Source organism: Streptomonospora litoralis (genome assembly GCF_004323735.1).
Taxonomy (GTDB): Bacteria; Actinomycetota; Actinomycetes; order Streptosporangiales; family Streptosporangiaceae; genus Streptomonospora; species Streptomonospora litoralis.
The window spans coordinates 248484-262348 of record NZ_CP036455.1 but is presented as its reverse complement, the minus strand read 5'-3'; the positions used below and the strand labels follow the sequence as shown (position 1 = coordinate 262348).

At 70.0% G+C, this 13865-nt stretch carries 17 protein-coding genes; 9 read left to right on the top strand and 8 right to left on the bottom strand.

The window, feature by feature from the left end; translation table 11 throughout:
• Positions 1 to 335 precede the first annotated feature (335 nt).
• Both EKD16_RS01230 and EKD16_RS01225 read left to right on the top strand, forming a co-directional pair.
• A complete protein-coding gene (locus EKD16_RS01230) occupies positions 336 to 770 on the top strand; it encodes a hypothetical protein (protein WP_242677186.1) in 435 nt (144 codons plus the stop codon).
• 243 nt (positions 771 to 1013) lie between these two features.
• On the top strand, positions 1014 to 1538 hold the full coding sequence (locus tag EKD16_RS01225; protein WP_131096675.1) for a LysE family translocator: 525 nt from the start codon (positions 1014 to 1016) through the stop codon (positions 1536 to 1538).
• A 7-nt stretch (positions 1539 to 1545) separates the two neighbouring features.
• Here the strand turns inward: EKD16_RS01225 and EKD16_RS01220 are convergent, their stop codons facing one another.
• Genes EKD16_RS01220 through EKD16_RS25155 form a run of 3 tightly spaced genes read right to left on the bottom strand, consistent with a single transcriptional unit; the run spans position 1546 to position 2209 of the window.
• Positions 1546 to 1755, bottom strand: coding sequence for a hypothetical protein (locus EKD16_RS01220; RefSeq protein WP_131096674.1), 210 nt, complete (start codon positions 1753 to 1755; stop codon positions 1546 to 1548).
• Entirely contained in the window at positions 1752 to 2063 is a 312-nt protein-coding gene (locus EKD16_RS01215) for a hypothetical protein (protein ID WP_131096673.1), read from the bottom strand. Before EKD16_RS01215 ends, EKD16_RS01220 begins: the two co-directional genes overlap by 4 nt.
• Positions 2060 to 2209, bottom strand: a complete 150-nt coding sequence (locus EKD16_RS25155) for a hypothetical protein (protein WP_165498468.1) — start codon at positions 2207 to 2209, stop codon at positions 2060 to 2062. Before EKD16_RS25155 ends, EKD16_RS01215 begins: the two co-directional genes overlap by 4 nt.
• Before the next feature lie 331 nt (positions 2210 to 2540).
• On the opposite strand from EKD16_RS25155, the gene EKD16_RS01210 reads away from it, so the two are divergent.
• Together EKD16_RS01210 and EKD16_RS01205 are read left to right on the top strand one after the other, a co-directional pair.
• Positions 2541 to 3182: a DUF5753 domain-containing protein gene (locus EKD16_RS01210; protein WP_131096672.1), complete on the top strand. Its 642-nt coding sequence runs from the start codon at positions 2541 to 2543 to the stop codon at positions 3180 to 3182.
• Positions 3172 to 3357 (top strand): DUF397 domain-containing protein, encoded by a 186-nt coding sequence (locus EKD16_RS01205; protein ID WP_242677185.1) that lies wholly within the window; start codon positions 3172 to 3174, stop codon positions 3355 to 3357. The genes EKD16_RS01210 and EKD16_RS01205 overlap by 11 nt, the downstream gene beginning before the upstream one ends.
• Positions 3358 to 3456: 99 nt before the next feature.
• Here the strand turns inward: EKD16_RS01205 and EKD16_RS01200 are convergent, their stop codons facing one another.
• The 4 genes from EKD16_RS01200 to EKD16_RS01185 all read right to left on the bottom strand — a co-directional run bounded on the left by EKD16_RS01200 (position 3457) and on the right by EKD16_RS01185 (position 8211).
• A complete protein-coding gene (locus EKD16_RS01200; RefSeq protein WP_131096671.1) occupies positions 3457 to 4983 on the bottom strand; it encodes a dihydrolipoamide acetyltransferase family protein in 1527 nt (508 codons plus the stop codon).
• 29 nt (positions 4984 to 5012) lie between these two features.
• Positions 5013 to 5993, bottom strand: coding sequence for an alpha-ketoacid dehydrogenase subunit beta (locus EKD16_RS01195; RefSeq protein ID WP_131096670.1), 981 nt, complete (start codon positions 5991 to 5993; stop codon positions 5013 to 5015).
• A 2-nt stretch (positions 5994 to 5995) separates the two neighbouring features.
• Entirely contained in the window at positions 5996 to 7111 is a 1116-nt protein-coding gene (gene pdhA / locus EKD16_RS01190; RefSeq protein WP_131096669.1) for a pyruvate dehydrogenase (acetyl-transferring) E1 component subunit alpha, read from the bottom strand.
• Between the two features lie 479 nt (positions 7112 to 7590).
• Entirely contained in the window at positions 7591 to 8211 is a 621-nt protein-coding gene (locus tag EKD16_RS01185) for a sigma-70 family RNA polymerase sigma factor (RefSeq protein ID WP_242677184.1), read from the bottom strand.
• Positions 8212 to 8683: 472 nt separating this feature from the next.
• Here EKD16_RS01185 and purS point away from each other — a divergent pair, with 472 nt between their 5' ends.
• The 5 genes from purS to purL all read left to right on the top strand — a co-directional run bounded on the left by purS (position 8684) and on the right by purL (position 13341).
• On the top strand, positions 8684 to 8926 hold the full coding sequence (gene purS / locus EKD16_RS01180) for a phosphoribosylformylglycinamidine synthase subunit PurS (RefSeq protein ID WP_131096668.1): 243 nt from the start codon (positions 8684 to 8686) through the stop codon (positions 8924 to 8926).
• Between the two features lie 181 nt (positions 8927 to 9107).
• Positions 9108 to 9560: an ATP-binding protein gene (locus EKD16_RS01175; protein WP_131096667.1), complete on the top strand. Its 453-nt coding sequence runs from the start codon at positions 9108 to 9110 to the stop codon at positions 9558 to 9560.
• A 105-nt stretch (positions 9561 to 9665) separates the two neighbouring features.
• The gene (purQ, locus tag EKD16_RS01170; protein ID WP_131096666.1) at positions 9666 to 10370 is read left to right on the top strand and encodes a phosphoribosylformylglycinamidine synthase subunit PurQ; all 705 of its coding nucleotides are present in this window, start codon (positions 9666 to 9668) and stop codon (positions 10368 to 10370) included.
• A 39-nt stretch (positions 10371 to 10409) separates the two neighbouring features.
• Positions 10410 to 10946 (top strand): hypothetical protein, encoded by a 537-nt coding sequence (locus EKD16_RS01165; protein ID WP_131096665.1) that lies wholly within the window; start codon positions 10410 to 10412, stop codon positions 10944 to 10946.
• 97 nt (positions 10947 to 11043) lie between these two features.
• Positions 11044 to 13341: a phosphoribosylformylglycinamidine synthase subunit PurL gene (gene purL / locus EKD16_RS01160; protein WP_131096664.1), complete on the top strand. Its 2298-nt coding sequence runs from the start codon at positions 11044 to 11046 to the stop codon at positions 13339 to 13341.
• Between the two features lie 151 nt (positions 13342 to 13492).
• On the opposite strand, the gene EKD16_RS01155 is transcribed toward purL, so the two are convergent.
• Positions 13493 to 13699 carry a hypothetical protein gene (locus EKD16_RS01155; protein WP_131096663.1) on the bottom strand — a complete coding sequence of 69 codons (207 nt, stop codon included), beginning with the start codon at positions 13697 to 13699 and terminating at the stop codon, positions 13493 to 13495.
• Between the last annotated feature and the right edge of the window lie 166 nt (positions 13700 to 13865).

The window sequence follows — 13865 nt, the reverse complement described above, 5'->3', positions numbered from 1 at the left end:
CCCGGGTGTCCTTTATGTCGGGTCTTGCGGCATCCATTGCGCGGAAATCACCAAGGATCGGCCTTGGACGTGGTGATTTCCGCGCAATGGATGCTGACCGGGCCGGATCCGAGGGCGCCGTCGGCGCGCCAAGCCATGCGCGGGCGGGGCCCGGAGACCGCACACCCGAGTCGACCAGGTCCGGCCGGGTGTCCCTTTCGAGGAGGCCGACGTCCACCGCCGGCCGGGCGCGCAGGTCGCCGCGTGCCGTGGACGGGGACTGGTGCTTACCTACGATCCCGTGGAGCGGACAGAAGGGACCGTAAAATGTCGGGGGGGCTTCCTAGGGTGGTTCCGTGAGCGACGTGCCAAGCAAGACCGTAGCCCAGAAGATGGGTATACGAGCCGGGTCCCGGGCCCATTTCGTCGATGCGCCTCGCGAGACGCTGAAGCGCATGGGTCTCCCCGAACTGTGGATCGAAGAGGAGCTGAACGGCGGATTCGACTATCTGCACCTTTTCACCTGGACTCAGAACGCCATGATGAGCGGGTTCCCCCTCCTCAAGGATCATCTGCGCCGCGACGGGATGCTGTGGGTGTCGTGGCCGAAAGGCGGTCGGCTCGGCACCGATCTGAACATGAAGTCGGTGATCCGCATCGGCTACGACTACGGTTTGGTCGAGAGCGTCTGCCTGCGCGTGGACGATGTCTGGGCCGGACTTAAATTCACCAGGCCCAAGCCGGGCAAGGTCTACCGCAACAGCTACGGCACGCTTCCGGATGCGCGGTGACATGCCGCTCGCTCCAGACGCGGCTCGTGATCACGCCGGCAGTCGCAGGCTGGACACCGGACGAAGCGGCTGGAACGGTCGAGGCGCAGTTCAGCCTCGCTTCTCTGTGAACCGTCCGATTCGCGGTGGGAGCCACTACGTCTGAGTTGTCCGCATTCGGCCACGCGCTTGTCCGTGTTCGCGGCGCCGCCGAAGATCGGACGGCATCCGAGTTTCCACACAGGACGACAGGGGAGATAGTGAATGGAGATCATTCAAGTGCTCCCGGCGTTTCTGGTCGCCGTCCTGCTTATCTCCGCTTCCCCCGGACCGGCTATGGCGCTGATCTTCCGGCGGGCGGCCCTGCGGGGGTTCGGAGCGAGCGTGGCGACGGTGCTCGGCCTTGAGACCGGCATCTACCTGTGGGCGATAGCCGCCGGCGCCGGAGTGGCCGCCCTCGTAGCCGCCTCCAGCACCGCTTATGTGGTGCTGCAGATCGTGGGCGCGGCGTTCCTCGCCTACCTGGGAATCCGTTCGTGGATCACCGTCCTGAAGGAGCGGCGCCTCTCCGCCGGCGGGGACGGCGGCATGCGGTCCGCCGACCCCGCGGATGAGGAGGAAAAGGACGCGCCGACGTGGAGGCGGTCGACCGCCGTGGCGTTCACGGAAGGTCTGGTCGTCCAACTCGCCAACCCCAAGGCCGCCGTGTTTAACCGGCACGGTGCTACTCGCGCTCGCCGGGCGGCTGCTGTTGACGCCTCGTTGACCGGTGCCCCGCACCCGGCCTGAAGCCTCCTCACTCGAGTTCCTGGACGGTCGTAGAGGCGAGGACGTAACCGCGGACGTCGGAGGTACGCCGCGTTCCGGGCGGGCTGTATGCCGGTGACGGGAGGGGCGGTAGGGGCGGCAGGCGCCACTGCTCGGAGAGCGGGTAGCCGCAGTAGCCGCAGGTCTCATCGAGGTTGGGCCGCTCGCAGAGGCGGCAGGTCCACTTCTCGGCGGTCATGCGGCACCGTCCTCGGGGCGTTCGTGGAAGGGGAACCCGAAGGGATAGATGCACGGGTCCCACGAGTCGTGGATGCAGTTGAAGAGGCGGAGTTGGAAATCGGCGCGCGGCAGGGTCAGCGACCAGCCGCGCTTGCGGTCGTAGACCGCGCGGTGAACGAAGACCTCGATGCGGGCCGGGTCGTCGGCGGCCGGTCGCCATTCGAGGAGGACGGTGCCCGCTTCGATCCCGACGCCGTAGACCGCGCCCGACTCGGGTACCCGGCGCCAGGTCCGCGGATTCTCGATGATGTCGGCCGTGCGCCTCATGCCGCCCACCTCGCGCGCGGCGCGAACGGCACCGGGTCGGGCTCGAAGCGCGCCCAGCGTGCGGGGGCGGCGTGCAGTCCGCGTGAGGGGCGCACGAGTCGGACGATCATCGCCAATGGATCGAGTGTCGCCAGTAGGATCGACATGTCTTCAGCTCCTTGATGGCTGGAGGCCACGCCCCCGGACACCTGGTACGTGTCGCGGGGGTCTTTCGTTTCCACCCTCGCTGTAAAGAGGCTGACCTGCCATAGGGGCTACATCTCTGTAGTATTCCGGAGAATCCGGCGACGAACGTAGACGCCTCTGGCAGCATCGAGTTCATGACTGAGCCGGTGCAGCCGCAATGGGTGCAATGGGGGCAGGAACTTCGACTACAACGCGAACTAGCTGGTCGAACGCAGGCTCAGCTAGCACCGCCTGGCACGCATGAGCCGACAAGCGATTAGCAAATACGAAAAAGCGACAAGAAAACCAAGTGTGGACATAGCTCGCCACCTTGACGAGGTCCTGTCTACGGGACAGATCCTCCATCAGCTATGGCGCGACATCGAGGGCACGGGAGACATACCCCCGGAGTGGGTGGATTTTCTGGCCCTCGAACAACAGGCCGCCGAGATCAGGGAATACCATCCCGTCTTGATCCCTGGGCTACTCCAGGCGGATGGCTACATCCGCTGGGTTTTCAAGAGGGCCTACGATTCCAGCGGCGTTTCCGAGAAGGCCGTCGCTGCTCGACTTGCCCGCCTGGGCAGCTTGAAGTCGGAGGTACGGGTGCGCGTCGTGATCGACGAAGTAGTCCTCGGGCGCGTATCCGAATCGGCCGATGTCATGCGCGAGCAGTACGACCACATACGCCAGCTCGCCGAGGCGGAGAAAGCCATCGTCATGATCCTCCCTGGGTATGCTCCCTGGCGACCGATCGCCACCGGAGGGTTTCGCATCATGACTCTGGAGGGAGGGCGGCAGATCGTGCATGTCTCCCACATGGGAGGCCACGCGGTGAAGGAGAACCCGTCTGAGGCCGCAGCCCTGGTCAGCTTCTTCGGCGACCTCCAAGCCGAGTCCCTCTCTCCGACGGAATCCTTGGCCTTGCTGAAGAAAATGAGGGATGAACTCTAAGATGATTTGGCACAAGAGCAGCTACAGCGGAGCTAACGAGCCCAACTGCGTCGAGGTCGCCGAAGGCCCCCACACCTTCGTCCGCGACACCCAGCACCGCGACCGCGGCCACCTCGCCTTCCCCGCCGCCGAGTGGGAAGCGTTCATCGCCGAGGTAAGAGACGGCGACCTGTAGACAGCCCTCGACCGCCAGCTGACCACTCGAAACCCAACCCCCGACACGCACAGCGGCGGGGCGGGACCGCCAGGCCCCGCCCCGCCGCTGGTCGTCGGCTCAGCCCCAGATGAGGGCGTTGGTCTTCGGGTCTTCCAGCATCGCACCGACGTCGCGCAGGACCTTGGAGCCCAGTTCGCCGTCCACAAGCCTGTGGTCGAAGGAGATCGACAGCGTCGTCACCTTGCGCACCTTCAGCTCGCCCTTGTGCACCCACGGCATGTCGCGAATCTGGCCGAACGCCAGGATCGCGGCCTCACCGGGGTTGATGATGGGCGTCCCCGCGTCGACGCCGAACACGCCCACGTTCGTGATCGTGATCGTGCCGCCGGTGAGATCGGCCGGGGTGGCGTTGCCCGCACGGGCCGTCTCGGTCAGGGTCTGCAGCTCGTGTGCCAACTCCGGAAGCGCCTTGGTGTGGGCGTCCTTGACGTTGGGCACCACCAGTCCGCGGTCCGTGGCCGCCGCGATCCCCAGGTTGACGTAGTGCTTGCGCACGATCTCCTGGTTCTCGTCGTCCCACGACGCGTTCACGTCGGGGTGGCGCCGCACGGCCGTCAGCAGGGCGCGCGCCACCAGCAGCAGCGGCGAGACCTTGACGTCGGCGAATTCGCGGCGCTCGCGCAGCTTCTCGACGGTCTTGACCATCTTGGTGACGTCGACCTGCAGGAACTCGCTGACGTGCGGCGCGGTGAACGCGCTGCGCATCATCGCCGCCGCGGTGTGCTTGCGCACGCCCTTGACCGGGATGCGCTCCTCCCGCGCGCCGGGGGCCGCCGCGGGCTCCGTGGTCGCCGGGCCTTCGGCCGCTGCGGGAGCGGCCTCCTGCTGGGCGGGTGCCGTCGGGGCCGCCGAAGCCGCCGGAGCGGCCGCACCGCCCGCCGCCGCATCGGCGCTGCGGCGGACGTCCTCGCGGGTGACGACGCCGCCCTGCCCGGTCGGGGTGACCGAGCCCAGATCGACGCCCAGGTCCTTGGCCATCTTGCGCACCGGCGGCTTGGCCAGTGCGTGGACCGGGGCGCCGTTCTGCGCGGCGGTGCCGTCGCTCGCTCCCTGCGCCTTACCCGGCCCGGCGGCCTGCGGCGCGGGCGCGCTCTGCTCGGCGGCGGTCGCCGGTTCGTTGCGCTCGCCCGCGGCGTCCTCGGTGCCCTTGTCCTTCTGGGCCGGAGCCGGACCCTCGGCCGCGCCTCCCGCCGCTGCGCGCCGCCTGCGCGGGCGGCGCTGGGTGGACGCGGCGCGCTCGCCGTAGCCGACCAGCGGCTTCTCGCGCTCCTCGGTCTCCTCGCCCGCGGCGGCCTGCCCGCCCGCTTGCGCGTCGGCTCCCTCGCCGCCGCCGGTGTCGACGGTGATGATGGGCGTGCCGACGTCGACCGTGGTGCCGGCCTCCACCAGCAGCTCGCGGACCGTGCCCGCCCACGGGCAGGGCAGCTCCACGGCGGCCTTGGCGGTCTCGACCTCGCAGATCATCTGGTTGACCTGGACCTCGTCGCCCGGCTGCACGTACCACTGCAGCAGCTCGGCGTCGACCAGCCCCTCGCCCACATCGGGCAGCCGGAACTCCTGCACACCGGCCTGTTCGGTGTTCACCTGGCTCACCTTGTCTCTCCCGCCCCCTTCTAGTACGTGAACGCGCGGTCGACGCCGTCGAGGATGCGGTCGAGGTCGGGCAGGTAGTGCTCCTCCAGGCGGGACTGCGGGTAGGGGGTGTCGAAGGCGCCGACGCGGATGACGGGCGCCTCCAGGTGGTAGAAGCACGACTCGGTGATCCGCGCCGCGATCTCGCCGCCGACGCCGCCGCTGACCGGCGCCTCGTGTGTGATGACGAGGCGTCCGGTGCGGCGTACCGACTCCTCCACGGTGGCGTAGTCGACCGGGGAGATCGAGCGCAGGTCGACTACCTCCAGGGAGTGGTCGGTGTCGGCCTCGGCGGCCTGCAGCGCCGTCTTGACCATGGGCCCGTAGGCGAGCAGCGTGGCGTCGGTGCCCGGGCGCGCCACCCGCGCGGCGCCCATCGGCAGCGCGGAGTCCGGGGACGCGTCGGTGTCGACGTCGGCCTTGTCGTAGTAGCGCCGCTTGGGTTCGAAGAACACGACCGGGTCCTGGGAGGTGATCGCCTGCTGGATCATCCAGTAGGCGTCGACCGCGTTGGCCACGGTGACCACCCGCAGCCCCGCCGTGTGGGCGAAGTACGCCTCGGGGGACTCGCTGTGGTGCTCGACCGCACCGATGCCGCCGCCGTAGGGGATGCGCAGCACCACGGGCACGCTCAGCGCCCCGGCCGAGCGGCGGCGCATTTTGGCGAGCTGGGTGAAGCTCTGGTTCGTGGCGGGGAAGAAGAAGCCGTCGAACTGGATCTCGCACACGGGCCGGTAGCCGCGCAGCGCCAGGCCGATCGCGGTGCCGACGATGCCGGACTCGGCCAGGGGGGTGTCGATGACCCGGTCGGCGCCGAAGTCCTTGTGCAGCTGGTCGGTCACCCGGAAGACGCCGCCGAGGCGGCCGACGTCCTCGCCCATGACCAGGACCTTGGGGTCGGCCTCCATCGCGCGGCGCAGTCCGGCGTTGATGGCCTTCCCGATGGTGAGGTTGACGCTCATGGTCACCGCCCTCCCTCGGCGCCGGCGTCCTCGAACGACGCCAGGTAGTCGGCGAACTCGGCCCGCTGCAGGTCGAGCTGGGTGTTGGGTTCGGCGTAGACCTCGTGGAAGATGTCCAGCGGGTCGGGGTCGGGCAGCGACCGGCACTCCGAGCGCAGCCGCTCGCCGAGGCGGTCCGCCTCGTTCTCGACCTCGGTGAAGAAGTCGTCGTCGCCGAGGCCCTGCTGCTGGATGTGCGCGCGCAGCCGCAGGATGGGGTCCTTGGCCTTCCATTCCTCCAGTTCGGCGGCGACCCGGTAGCGGGTGGGGTCGTCGTTGGTGGTGTGCGCGCCCATGCGGTAGGTGAACGCCTCGATGAGCATGGGGCCCTGGCCTTCGCGCGCCTGCTGCATGGCCTTGCGGGTGACGGCCAGGGAGGCGAAGACGTCGTTGCCGTCGATGCGCACGCCCGGGAAGCCGAACCCGGCGGCGCGGCGGTACAGCGGGACGCGCGCCTGGCGCTCGGGCGGCTCGGAGATGGCCCACTGGTTGTTCTGCAGGAAGAACACGACGGGGGCGTTGTTCACGGCGGCGAAGTTGAACGCCTCGCTGGTGTCGCCCTGGCTGGTGGCGCCGTCGCCGAAGTAGACGATGACGGCGGAGCCGTCCTCGCCGGTGGCGCCGTCGCGCTGGACGCCCATGGCATAGCCCGTGGCGTGCAGCGTCTGGCTGCCGATGACGATGGTGTAGAGCTGGAGCCCGTGCTGCGCGGGGTCCCAGCCGCCGTTGCTGACGCCGCGCCACATGCCGAGCAGCGCCTTGGGTTCGACGCCGCGCACCCAGGCGACGCCGTGCTCTCGGTAGGAGGGGAAGGCCGTGTCCTGCGGCCGCAGTGCGCGCGCCGATCCGATCTGGGCGGCCTCCTGGCCCAGTAGTGAGGCCCATAGGCCCAGTTCGCCCTGGCGCTGCAGCGCCACCGCCTCGGTGTCGACGCGGCGGACCAGCACGAGGTCGCGGTAGAGCCCGCGGATGTCCTCGGGGCCGATCTCCAGGGGGTAGTCGGGGTGGTCGATCAGCTCGCCGTCGGGGGTCAAGAGCTGGACGAGCTCGGGTTCTCCGTGCGCGGTGTTGTCCGACACCTGTCGCTCCTCGGGTTCTCGGGGCCGATTTCGCGGGGTACCACTACGTCGGCCGGATCTCTGCCGCTTACCCGGGGTAACGGGTTCCAGCGGACAGCCCTACCGACATCGTGACAGAACTCACCGCTGGCAGCGCAAGGGCCCAGCGCCGACTTTCATCCGCCGCACCATCATGTCCCACGCGAGAAGTTGTGCAACTAGCAGGTCTTCCTAGCAAAAGCAAGGGAGGCCGAAGAAGAATTCGGACGACCTAAGACCCGAAGGGAGAGCCAGCCGATCGCGGTTCGGCAGTGACGGTACGGCGGAAGAGTGGTTACGGAGAGCGACTGAATGCGACCCCGCCTGCCGCGACGCGGCCGGTGGAAGAGGACCGGCTTGCCGGAGGGCGGGCCCCGCGTCTGCGGCGGCCGCCGAGGGCGGCGGCCGGATGCTCGGTGATGCGCCTGGTGCGCTGCCGGTCGGAGCGGGTGCGGAACGGGTCAGGCCGCGGCGCGGACTCCGCGCTCCTTGGCGTAGTCGGCAAGGTGCTCGCGCAGCTGCCGGCGCGCCCGGTGCAGGCGCGACATGACGGTGCCCAGCGGCGTGCCCATGCGGGCCGCGACCTCCTTGTAGGTGAAGCCCTCCACGTCGATCAGGTAGACGACGAGGCGGAAGTCCTCGGGGAGATCGGCCAGCGCGTGCCGAATCGCGGAATCGGGCAGGCGCTCCAGCACCTCCGACTCGGCCGAGCGCGAGCCGGTGGAGGCGTGCGCGTCGGCGGCGGCGAGCTGCCAGTCCTTGATCTCGTCGGTGGAGTCCTGGCGCGGCTCGCGCTGCTTCTTGCGGTAGCCGTTGATGAAGGTGTTGGTGAGGATCCGGTAGAGCCACGCCCGCAGGTTGGTACCCGCGCGGAACTGGTGGAAGTTCGCGAAGGCCTTTGCGAAGGTCTCCTGCACCAGGTCCTCGGCGTCGGCGGAGTTCCGCGTCATGCGCAGCGCCGTGGGGTAGAGCTGATCGGCGTACGGAGTGACGGCGGTGGCGAAGTCGAGCGAACCGTTGGATTCGGTGGTTTCAGTGGACTCGTCGGCTCCGCTCATACGCTCCAGTTCGATGGTCGTCAAATCTCCCCCTTGGGACGACCGGCGTTCGTTACCAACTTGATAGACGCATGGAAGAGCGCCGGATGATGACGCCGGTCCGGGTGATACGTGTCACGAAAATACCGAAGCGGCGTGTGCAGCGGGTCAATATCAGGTAAGAAAGCGGCGCGCAGCGCCTCGATTGGGGCGGTGGTGGGCGACGGGCGGGCAAAGGGCGGCCCGCGGCGCCTCGTTCACGGGCGGTGCCGGCCGGGGTGAACGCGACCGCACGCTCCCGCAACCGCACCGTGCGGCGTCTCCGTTGACGCGCAGCTCGGTGCGCCGACGTGGTGACGCATGACTCCATGCGCCTCCTTCCAGGGTAGACGCCGCCGGATCGGCCCGCGAGGCGTTCCACAGTGCCGTACGCTTTCTGCTGCCGCCGTCCCGCTACCCGCGTCGGCGGCCCGATCGACTTCCGTACCCGCTCCCGGACGAACAAACGGAGGACCCTGTGGCCCGCGTCGTTGTTGACGTCATGCTCAAGCCGGAGATCCTCGACCCCCAGGGCCAGGCCATCGCCGGCGCCTGCGAGCGGCTCGGTTTCTCCGGCGTCCGCGAGGTGCGCCAGGGCAAGCGCTTCGAGGTGGAGCTCGAAGGCGAGGCCGACGACGCCGCGCTGTCCGAGGTCCGGCGGATGGCCGAGACCCTGCTCGCCAATCCCGTCATCGAGGACTTCTCCTTGCATGTGGAATAGGACACGTCGCGCTGCCGCGCCGTGTATGGCCGGAATTCGTCGCAGAGAGCTGCGCAGGATTGCTCTCGCAGCGGAACCGCCATGTCACGTGCCGAATCCGGCCAACTCGCGACCATGTCCGTTTCGCAGGATTCACCTCGGGAAGGCTTCGGGATGTGCCTACCGGTCGTGAGGGCTTGCGATGGATGTGAAATTCTCGATTGCGCTCCCCCGACAGGCGTACACCGTGGCCGTCATGCGGGACTTCCTCGGTGAAGCGCTGCGAACCACCGGTGTCTGCGCCGACTGCAGGTTCACCATTCTGCTCGCGGCCTCCGAAGCCTGCGCCAATGCCGTCGACCACGGAGAGCCGTCCACGGCCTACCAGGTCACAGCGCGGATTCACGGCGATACCTGCGTTTTGGAGGTCGCCCACAGAGGGCCCGGATTCGATCCGGCGCGGGTGCCCCTGCCAGACCTCGAAGCGGAGTCGGGCAGGGGCATACTTCTGATGCGCCAGATGATGGAGGACGTCTCCATCATCGCCGAGGACGACGGCACCGTGCGGGTCCGGCTGAGCAAGCGGCTCGCCCGCTGCCGACCGACGCCTCCCGAGCACGGCGAGCCCGCCAGGCGCGAGGCCGTCCTGCGCTGAACCGGGCGCCGAGGTCAGCGGGTAACCTCGGGGGTGGAGCGTCCGCGCCGGCCCTTGGCCGCGCGCGGCGCACGTCTCCCACCGACCGATACCCGGAGAGTGCCCATGACAGCCCGTGTGGGCGTCGTCACCTTCCCCGGCTCCCTCGACGACAGGGACGCCGCGCGCGCCGTCCGAATCGCCGGCGCCGAACCCGTTCCGCTCTGGCACGACGATCCCGGCCTGCAGGGCGTCGACGCCGTCATCCTGCCCGGTGGTTTCTCCTACGGCGACTACCTGCGCTGCGGCGCCATCGCCCGATTCGCACCGATCATGACCGAACTGGTGCCCGCCGCCCGCTCGGGCGCGCTACCCGTGCTTGGCATTTGCAACGGGTTCCAGATCCTCTGCGAGAGCCACCTGCTGCCCGGCGCGCTGACCCGCAACAGCTCGCTGCGCTTCATCAACCGCGAGCAGCTCGTGCGTGTGGAGTCCACCGCGACGGCCTGGACCAACCGGTACATCGAGGGCGAGGAGATCCGCATCGTCCTGAAGAGCGGCGAAGGCAGCTTCGTCGCCGACGATGCCACGCTGGACGAGCTGGAGCGCTCCGGCCGCGTGGTGGCCCGCTATGTGGGCGAGGCCCCGAACGGCGCCCGCCGCGGCATCGCCGGGGTCAGCAACGAGCACGGCAACGTGGTCGGCCTGATGCCCCACCCGGAGCACGCCGTGGAGGAGCTGACCGGCGCCTCGACCCACGGCCTGGACTTCTTCACCTCCCTCCTCGCGCATCTGGCCGACACCAGCCCGGCGGCGGCCGCGGCCGGCTGACGCCGCCGACGCTAAGACCGGGGGACTGGTATGCGTTTGATGGATCTGCTGCGGTCGCGGGTGACCATGGTCGTCCTGGCCGCCGCGGTGACCGTGGGGATGGTCGCCACGGGAGCCGTCGGCCTGTTCAACGCGCTCAGCGCGCCCGATCCGGCCGCCGCTCCGGGGCGCAACGCCCCGCCCGGCAGCGTCTCCTCTCCGGCTCCGGCCCCGAAGATGAAGGCGCTGGGCGATGCTCCCGAGGGCGCCTCCTACACCGACTTCGGCGAGCAGTGCCCCGACGTCGAGTGCGTGCGCATCGTCGGCATAACCACCGAGGACGGCGAGAGCGACGGCGGCCAAGGCCGGGGCTCCGGCGACGATGCCTCGAAGAAGGCCGTCGACAAGGTGTTCAACCACCTGCTGGAGCAGGGCTGGGGACGCGTGCTGCCCGACAACAGCGCCAACCCCGACGAGGTGCCGCTCGGCGAGAGCTACCTCACCGACGGCCAGGTGCTGATCACGACCACCCCGGTCGACTCGCCCGATGCCACCGCGGGCCTGATGATGATGCACGCCCAGCAGCCCGGCTCCTGACCGCGACCGCCCCCGACCCGGCGGAGCGCGCCGCCCGCGCGCCGCCGCCGCCCAACAGCCCGCAGCCCGCCGAGCAAGCCCCGAACGGAAACCGCGAATGCCCGAACAGCCGCAGCTCGACACCGTCGCGACCGCGCAGCGCACCCCGGACAACCCCCAGCCCTACTCCGAACTGGGCGTCGCCGACGACGAGTACGAGCGCATCCGCCGCATCCTGGGCCGCCGCCCCACAGCCGCCGAACTGGCGATCTACTCGGTGATGTGGAGCGAGCACTGCTCCTACAAAAGCTCCAAGGTGCACCTGCGCCAGTTCGGCGAGAAGGCGCCGCACAGCGACGCGCTGCTGGTGGGCATGGGCGAGAACGCCGGGGTGGTCGATGTCGGCGAGGGCCGCGCGGTCACGTTCAAGATCGAGTCGCACAACCACCCCTCCTATGTCGAACCGCACCAGGGCGCGGCCACCGGGGTCGGCGGCATCGTCCGCGACATCCTGACCATGGGCGCCCGGCCGGTGGCGGTGATGGACGCGCTGCGCTTCGGCCCGCTGGACGCCCCCGATACCCGCCGCGTGCTGCCCGGCGTGGTCTCGGGCATCTCCTTCTACGGCAACTGCCTGGGCCTGCCCAACATCGGCGGCGAGCTGGGCTTCGGTGCCGGATACGCCGCGAACCCGCTGGTGAACGCGTTGTGTGTGGGTGTGATGCGCCACGAGGACATCCAACTCGCCCAGGCGCCGGGACCGGGCAACAAGGTGGTGCTGTTCGGCGCCACCACCGGGCCCGACGGCATCGGCGGCGCCTCGGTGCTGGCCAGCGCCACCTTCGACGACGAGAGCCACGCCAAGCGCCCCAGTGTGCAGGTGGGCGACCCGTTCCTGGAGAAGCTGCTGATCGAGTGCAGCTTGGAGCTGTACCGCGACGGGCTCGTCGTGGGCATCCAGGACCTCGGCGCGGCCGGGGTCTCCTGCGCCACCACCGAGCTGGCGGCGGGCGGCACCGGCGGCATGCGCATCGAGCTGGACCGGGTGCCGCTGCGCGACTCCACGCTCACTCCGGAGGAGATCCTGATGAGCGAATCGCAGGAGCGCATGATGGCCGTGGTCGAGCCGGAGCGCCTGGAGGAGTTCACGGCCACCTGCCGCAGGTGGAACATCCAGGCCGCCGTGATCGGCGAGGTCACCGACGTCACGCCCGAGGAGGCCGAGCGCGGCGGCCGCCTGGTGATGACGTGGAACGGCGAGACCGTGGTGGACCTGCCGCCGCGCACCGCCTCCGACGAGGGGCCGGTCTACGAGCGGCCCTACGCCCGCCCGCCGGAGCAGGACGCCCTCCAGGCCGACACCCCCGACCGGCTGGCGCGTCCGGAGGACGACGAGGAACTGCGCGAGCAGGTGCTGCGCGTCCTCGCGGCGCCCGGCGTGTGCGACCCGGGTTGGGTGACGGGGCAGTACGACAGCTATGTGCGCGGCGACACCGTGCTCTCGGCCCCGCACGACGGCGGCATGATCCGGGTCGGTGAGGACGGCGACCGCGGCATCGCGCTGGCCACCGACGGCAACGGCCGGTACACGCGCCTCGACCCCTACGCCGGCACCCAGGCCGCTTTCGCGGAGGCGTACCGCAACGTCGCCGCCACCGGCGCCCGGCCGCTGGCCGTCACCAACTGCCTGAACTTCGGATCGCCGGAGGATCCGGGGGTGATGTGGCAGTTCGCCGAGTCTACCCGGGGCCTGGCCGACGCCTGCCGCACCATGGGGACTCCGGTCACCGGCGGCAACGTCAGCTTCTACAACCAGACCGGGGACAGCGCGATCAACCCCAGCCCGGTGATCGGTGTACTCGGCGTGATCGACGACGTGCACGCGCGGCTGACCACGGCGTTCCCGCCGCGCGGCGACGGCGCGAGGGTGCTGCTGCTGGGCACCTCCGGCGAGGAGCTGGGCGGGTCGGTGTGGGCCGAGGTCGTACACGGCCACCTCGGCGGGCTGCCGCCGCGGGTCGACCTCGACGCCGAGGCGGCGCTGGCGCGGCTGCTCTCCGCGGCCGCCGACGACCGCCTGCTGGCCACTGCGCACGACGTCTCCGACGGCGGCCTGGCGGTGGCGCTCGCGGAGTCGGCCATGCGCGGCGGTGTCGGCTGCTCGGTGCGTGTGGAGGAGCCGTTCGCCGACCTGTTCGGCGAGTCGGGCGCCCGCGCCGTGGTCGTCGTGCTGCCCGAAGAGGAGGAGTCCTTCGCCCGGCTGTGCCGCGAGCACGGCGTCCCCGCGACCGAGATCGGCACCATCGGCGGCTCCGCCCTCACCGTCAACTACCCCGACGGCGGCTTCAGCATCGACCTGGACACGCTGCGCCGGACCCACGAGGGCACGCTGCCCGCCGTCCTCGACGCCGAGTAGGGCCGAGTAGGCACGGCGGCTAGATCAATGGACTGCGGCGCCGGGCCATGCTGTGGCCGGGTTCAGGCGGAAAGCGTAGGCGGCGGCGCCGGCAGGGCCCGACACACGAGTGGCCGGGGGCGGGCGCTTCCGCCCCCGGCCGTCGGGGCGGCTACCGACCGCGGTGCTCGTCCTCCGGCAGTTCCGCATCCGAGTCGATGGCAGCGGGGTCGTTGGCCGCTTCGCCTTCGTCGGTGACGGTCGGCTCCGTCTCGTGCTCCTCCTCGGCCCGGGTGGGCTTGTCGCCCTTCAGCATGCCCTGGATCTCTTTCTCGATCTCGTCGTCGAGCTTCGGGCCGTGCTTATCGCTCTGTTCCATCGCGCCCCTCCAAGCCGGTAGTCGGCGCAGTCGTCATTGCCTGCAGGCTGCGCGCCTACCCGCCGCCGGGCCGGGGCAAACAGCGGTGGGGCGCTGACCTGCCCCGCCGCCCCTCCCGCCGGGGTAAAGGGGCGTCCGCGCCCCGCATGCGCCGGGCCGGGGCGGG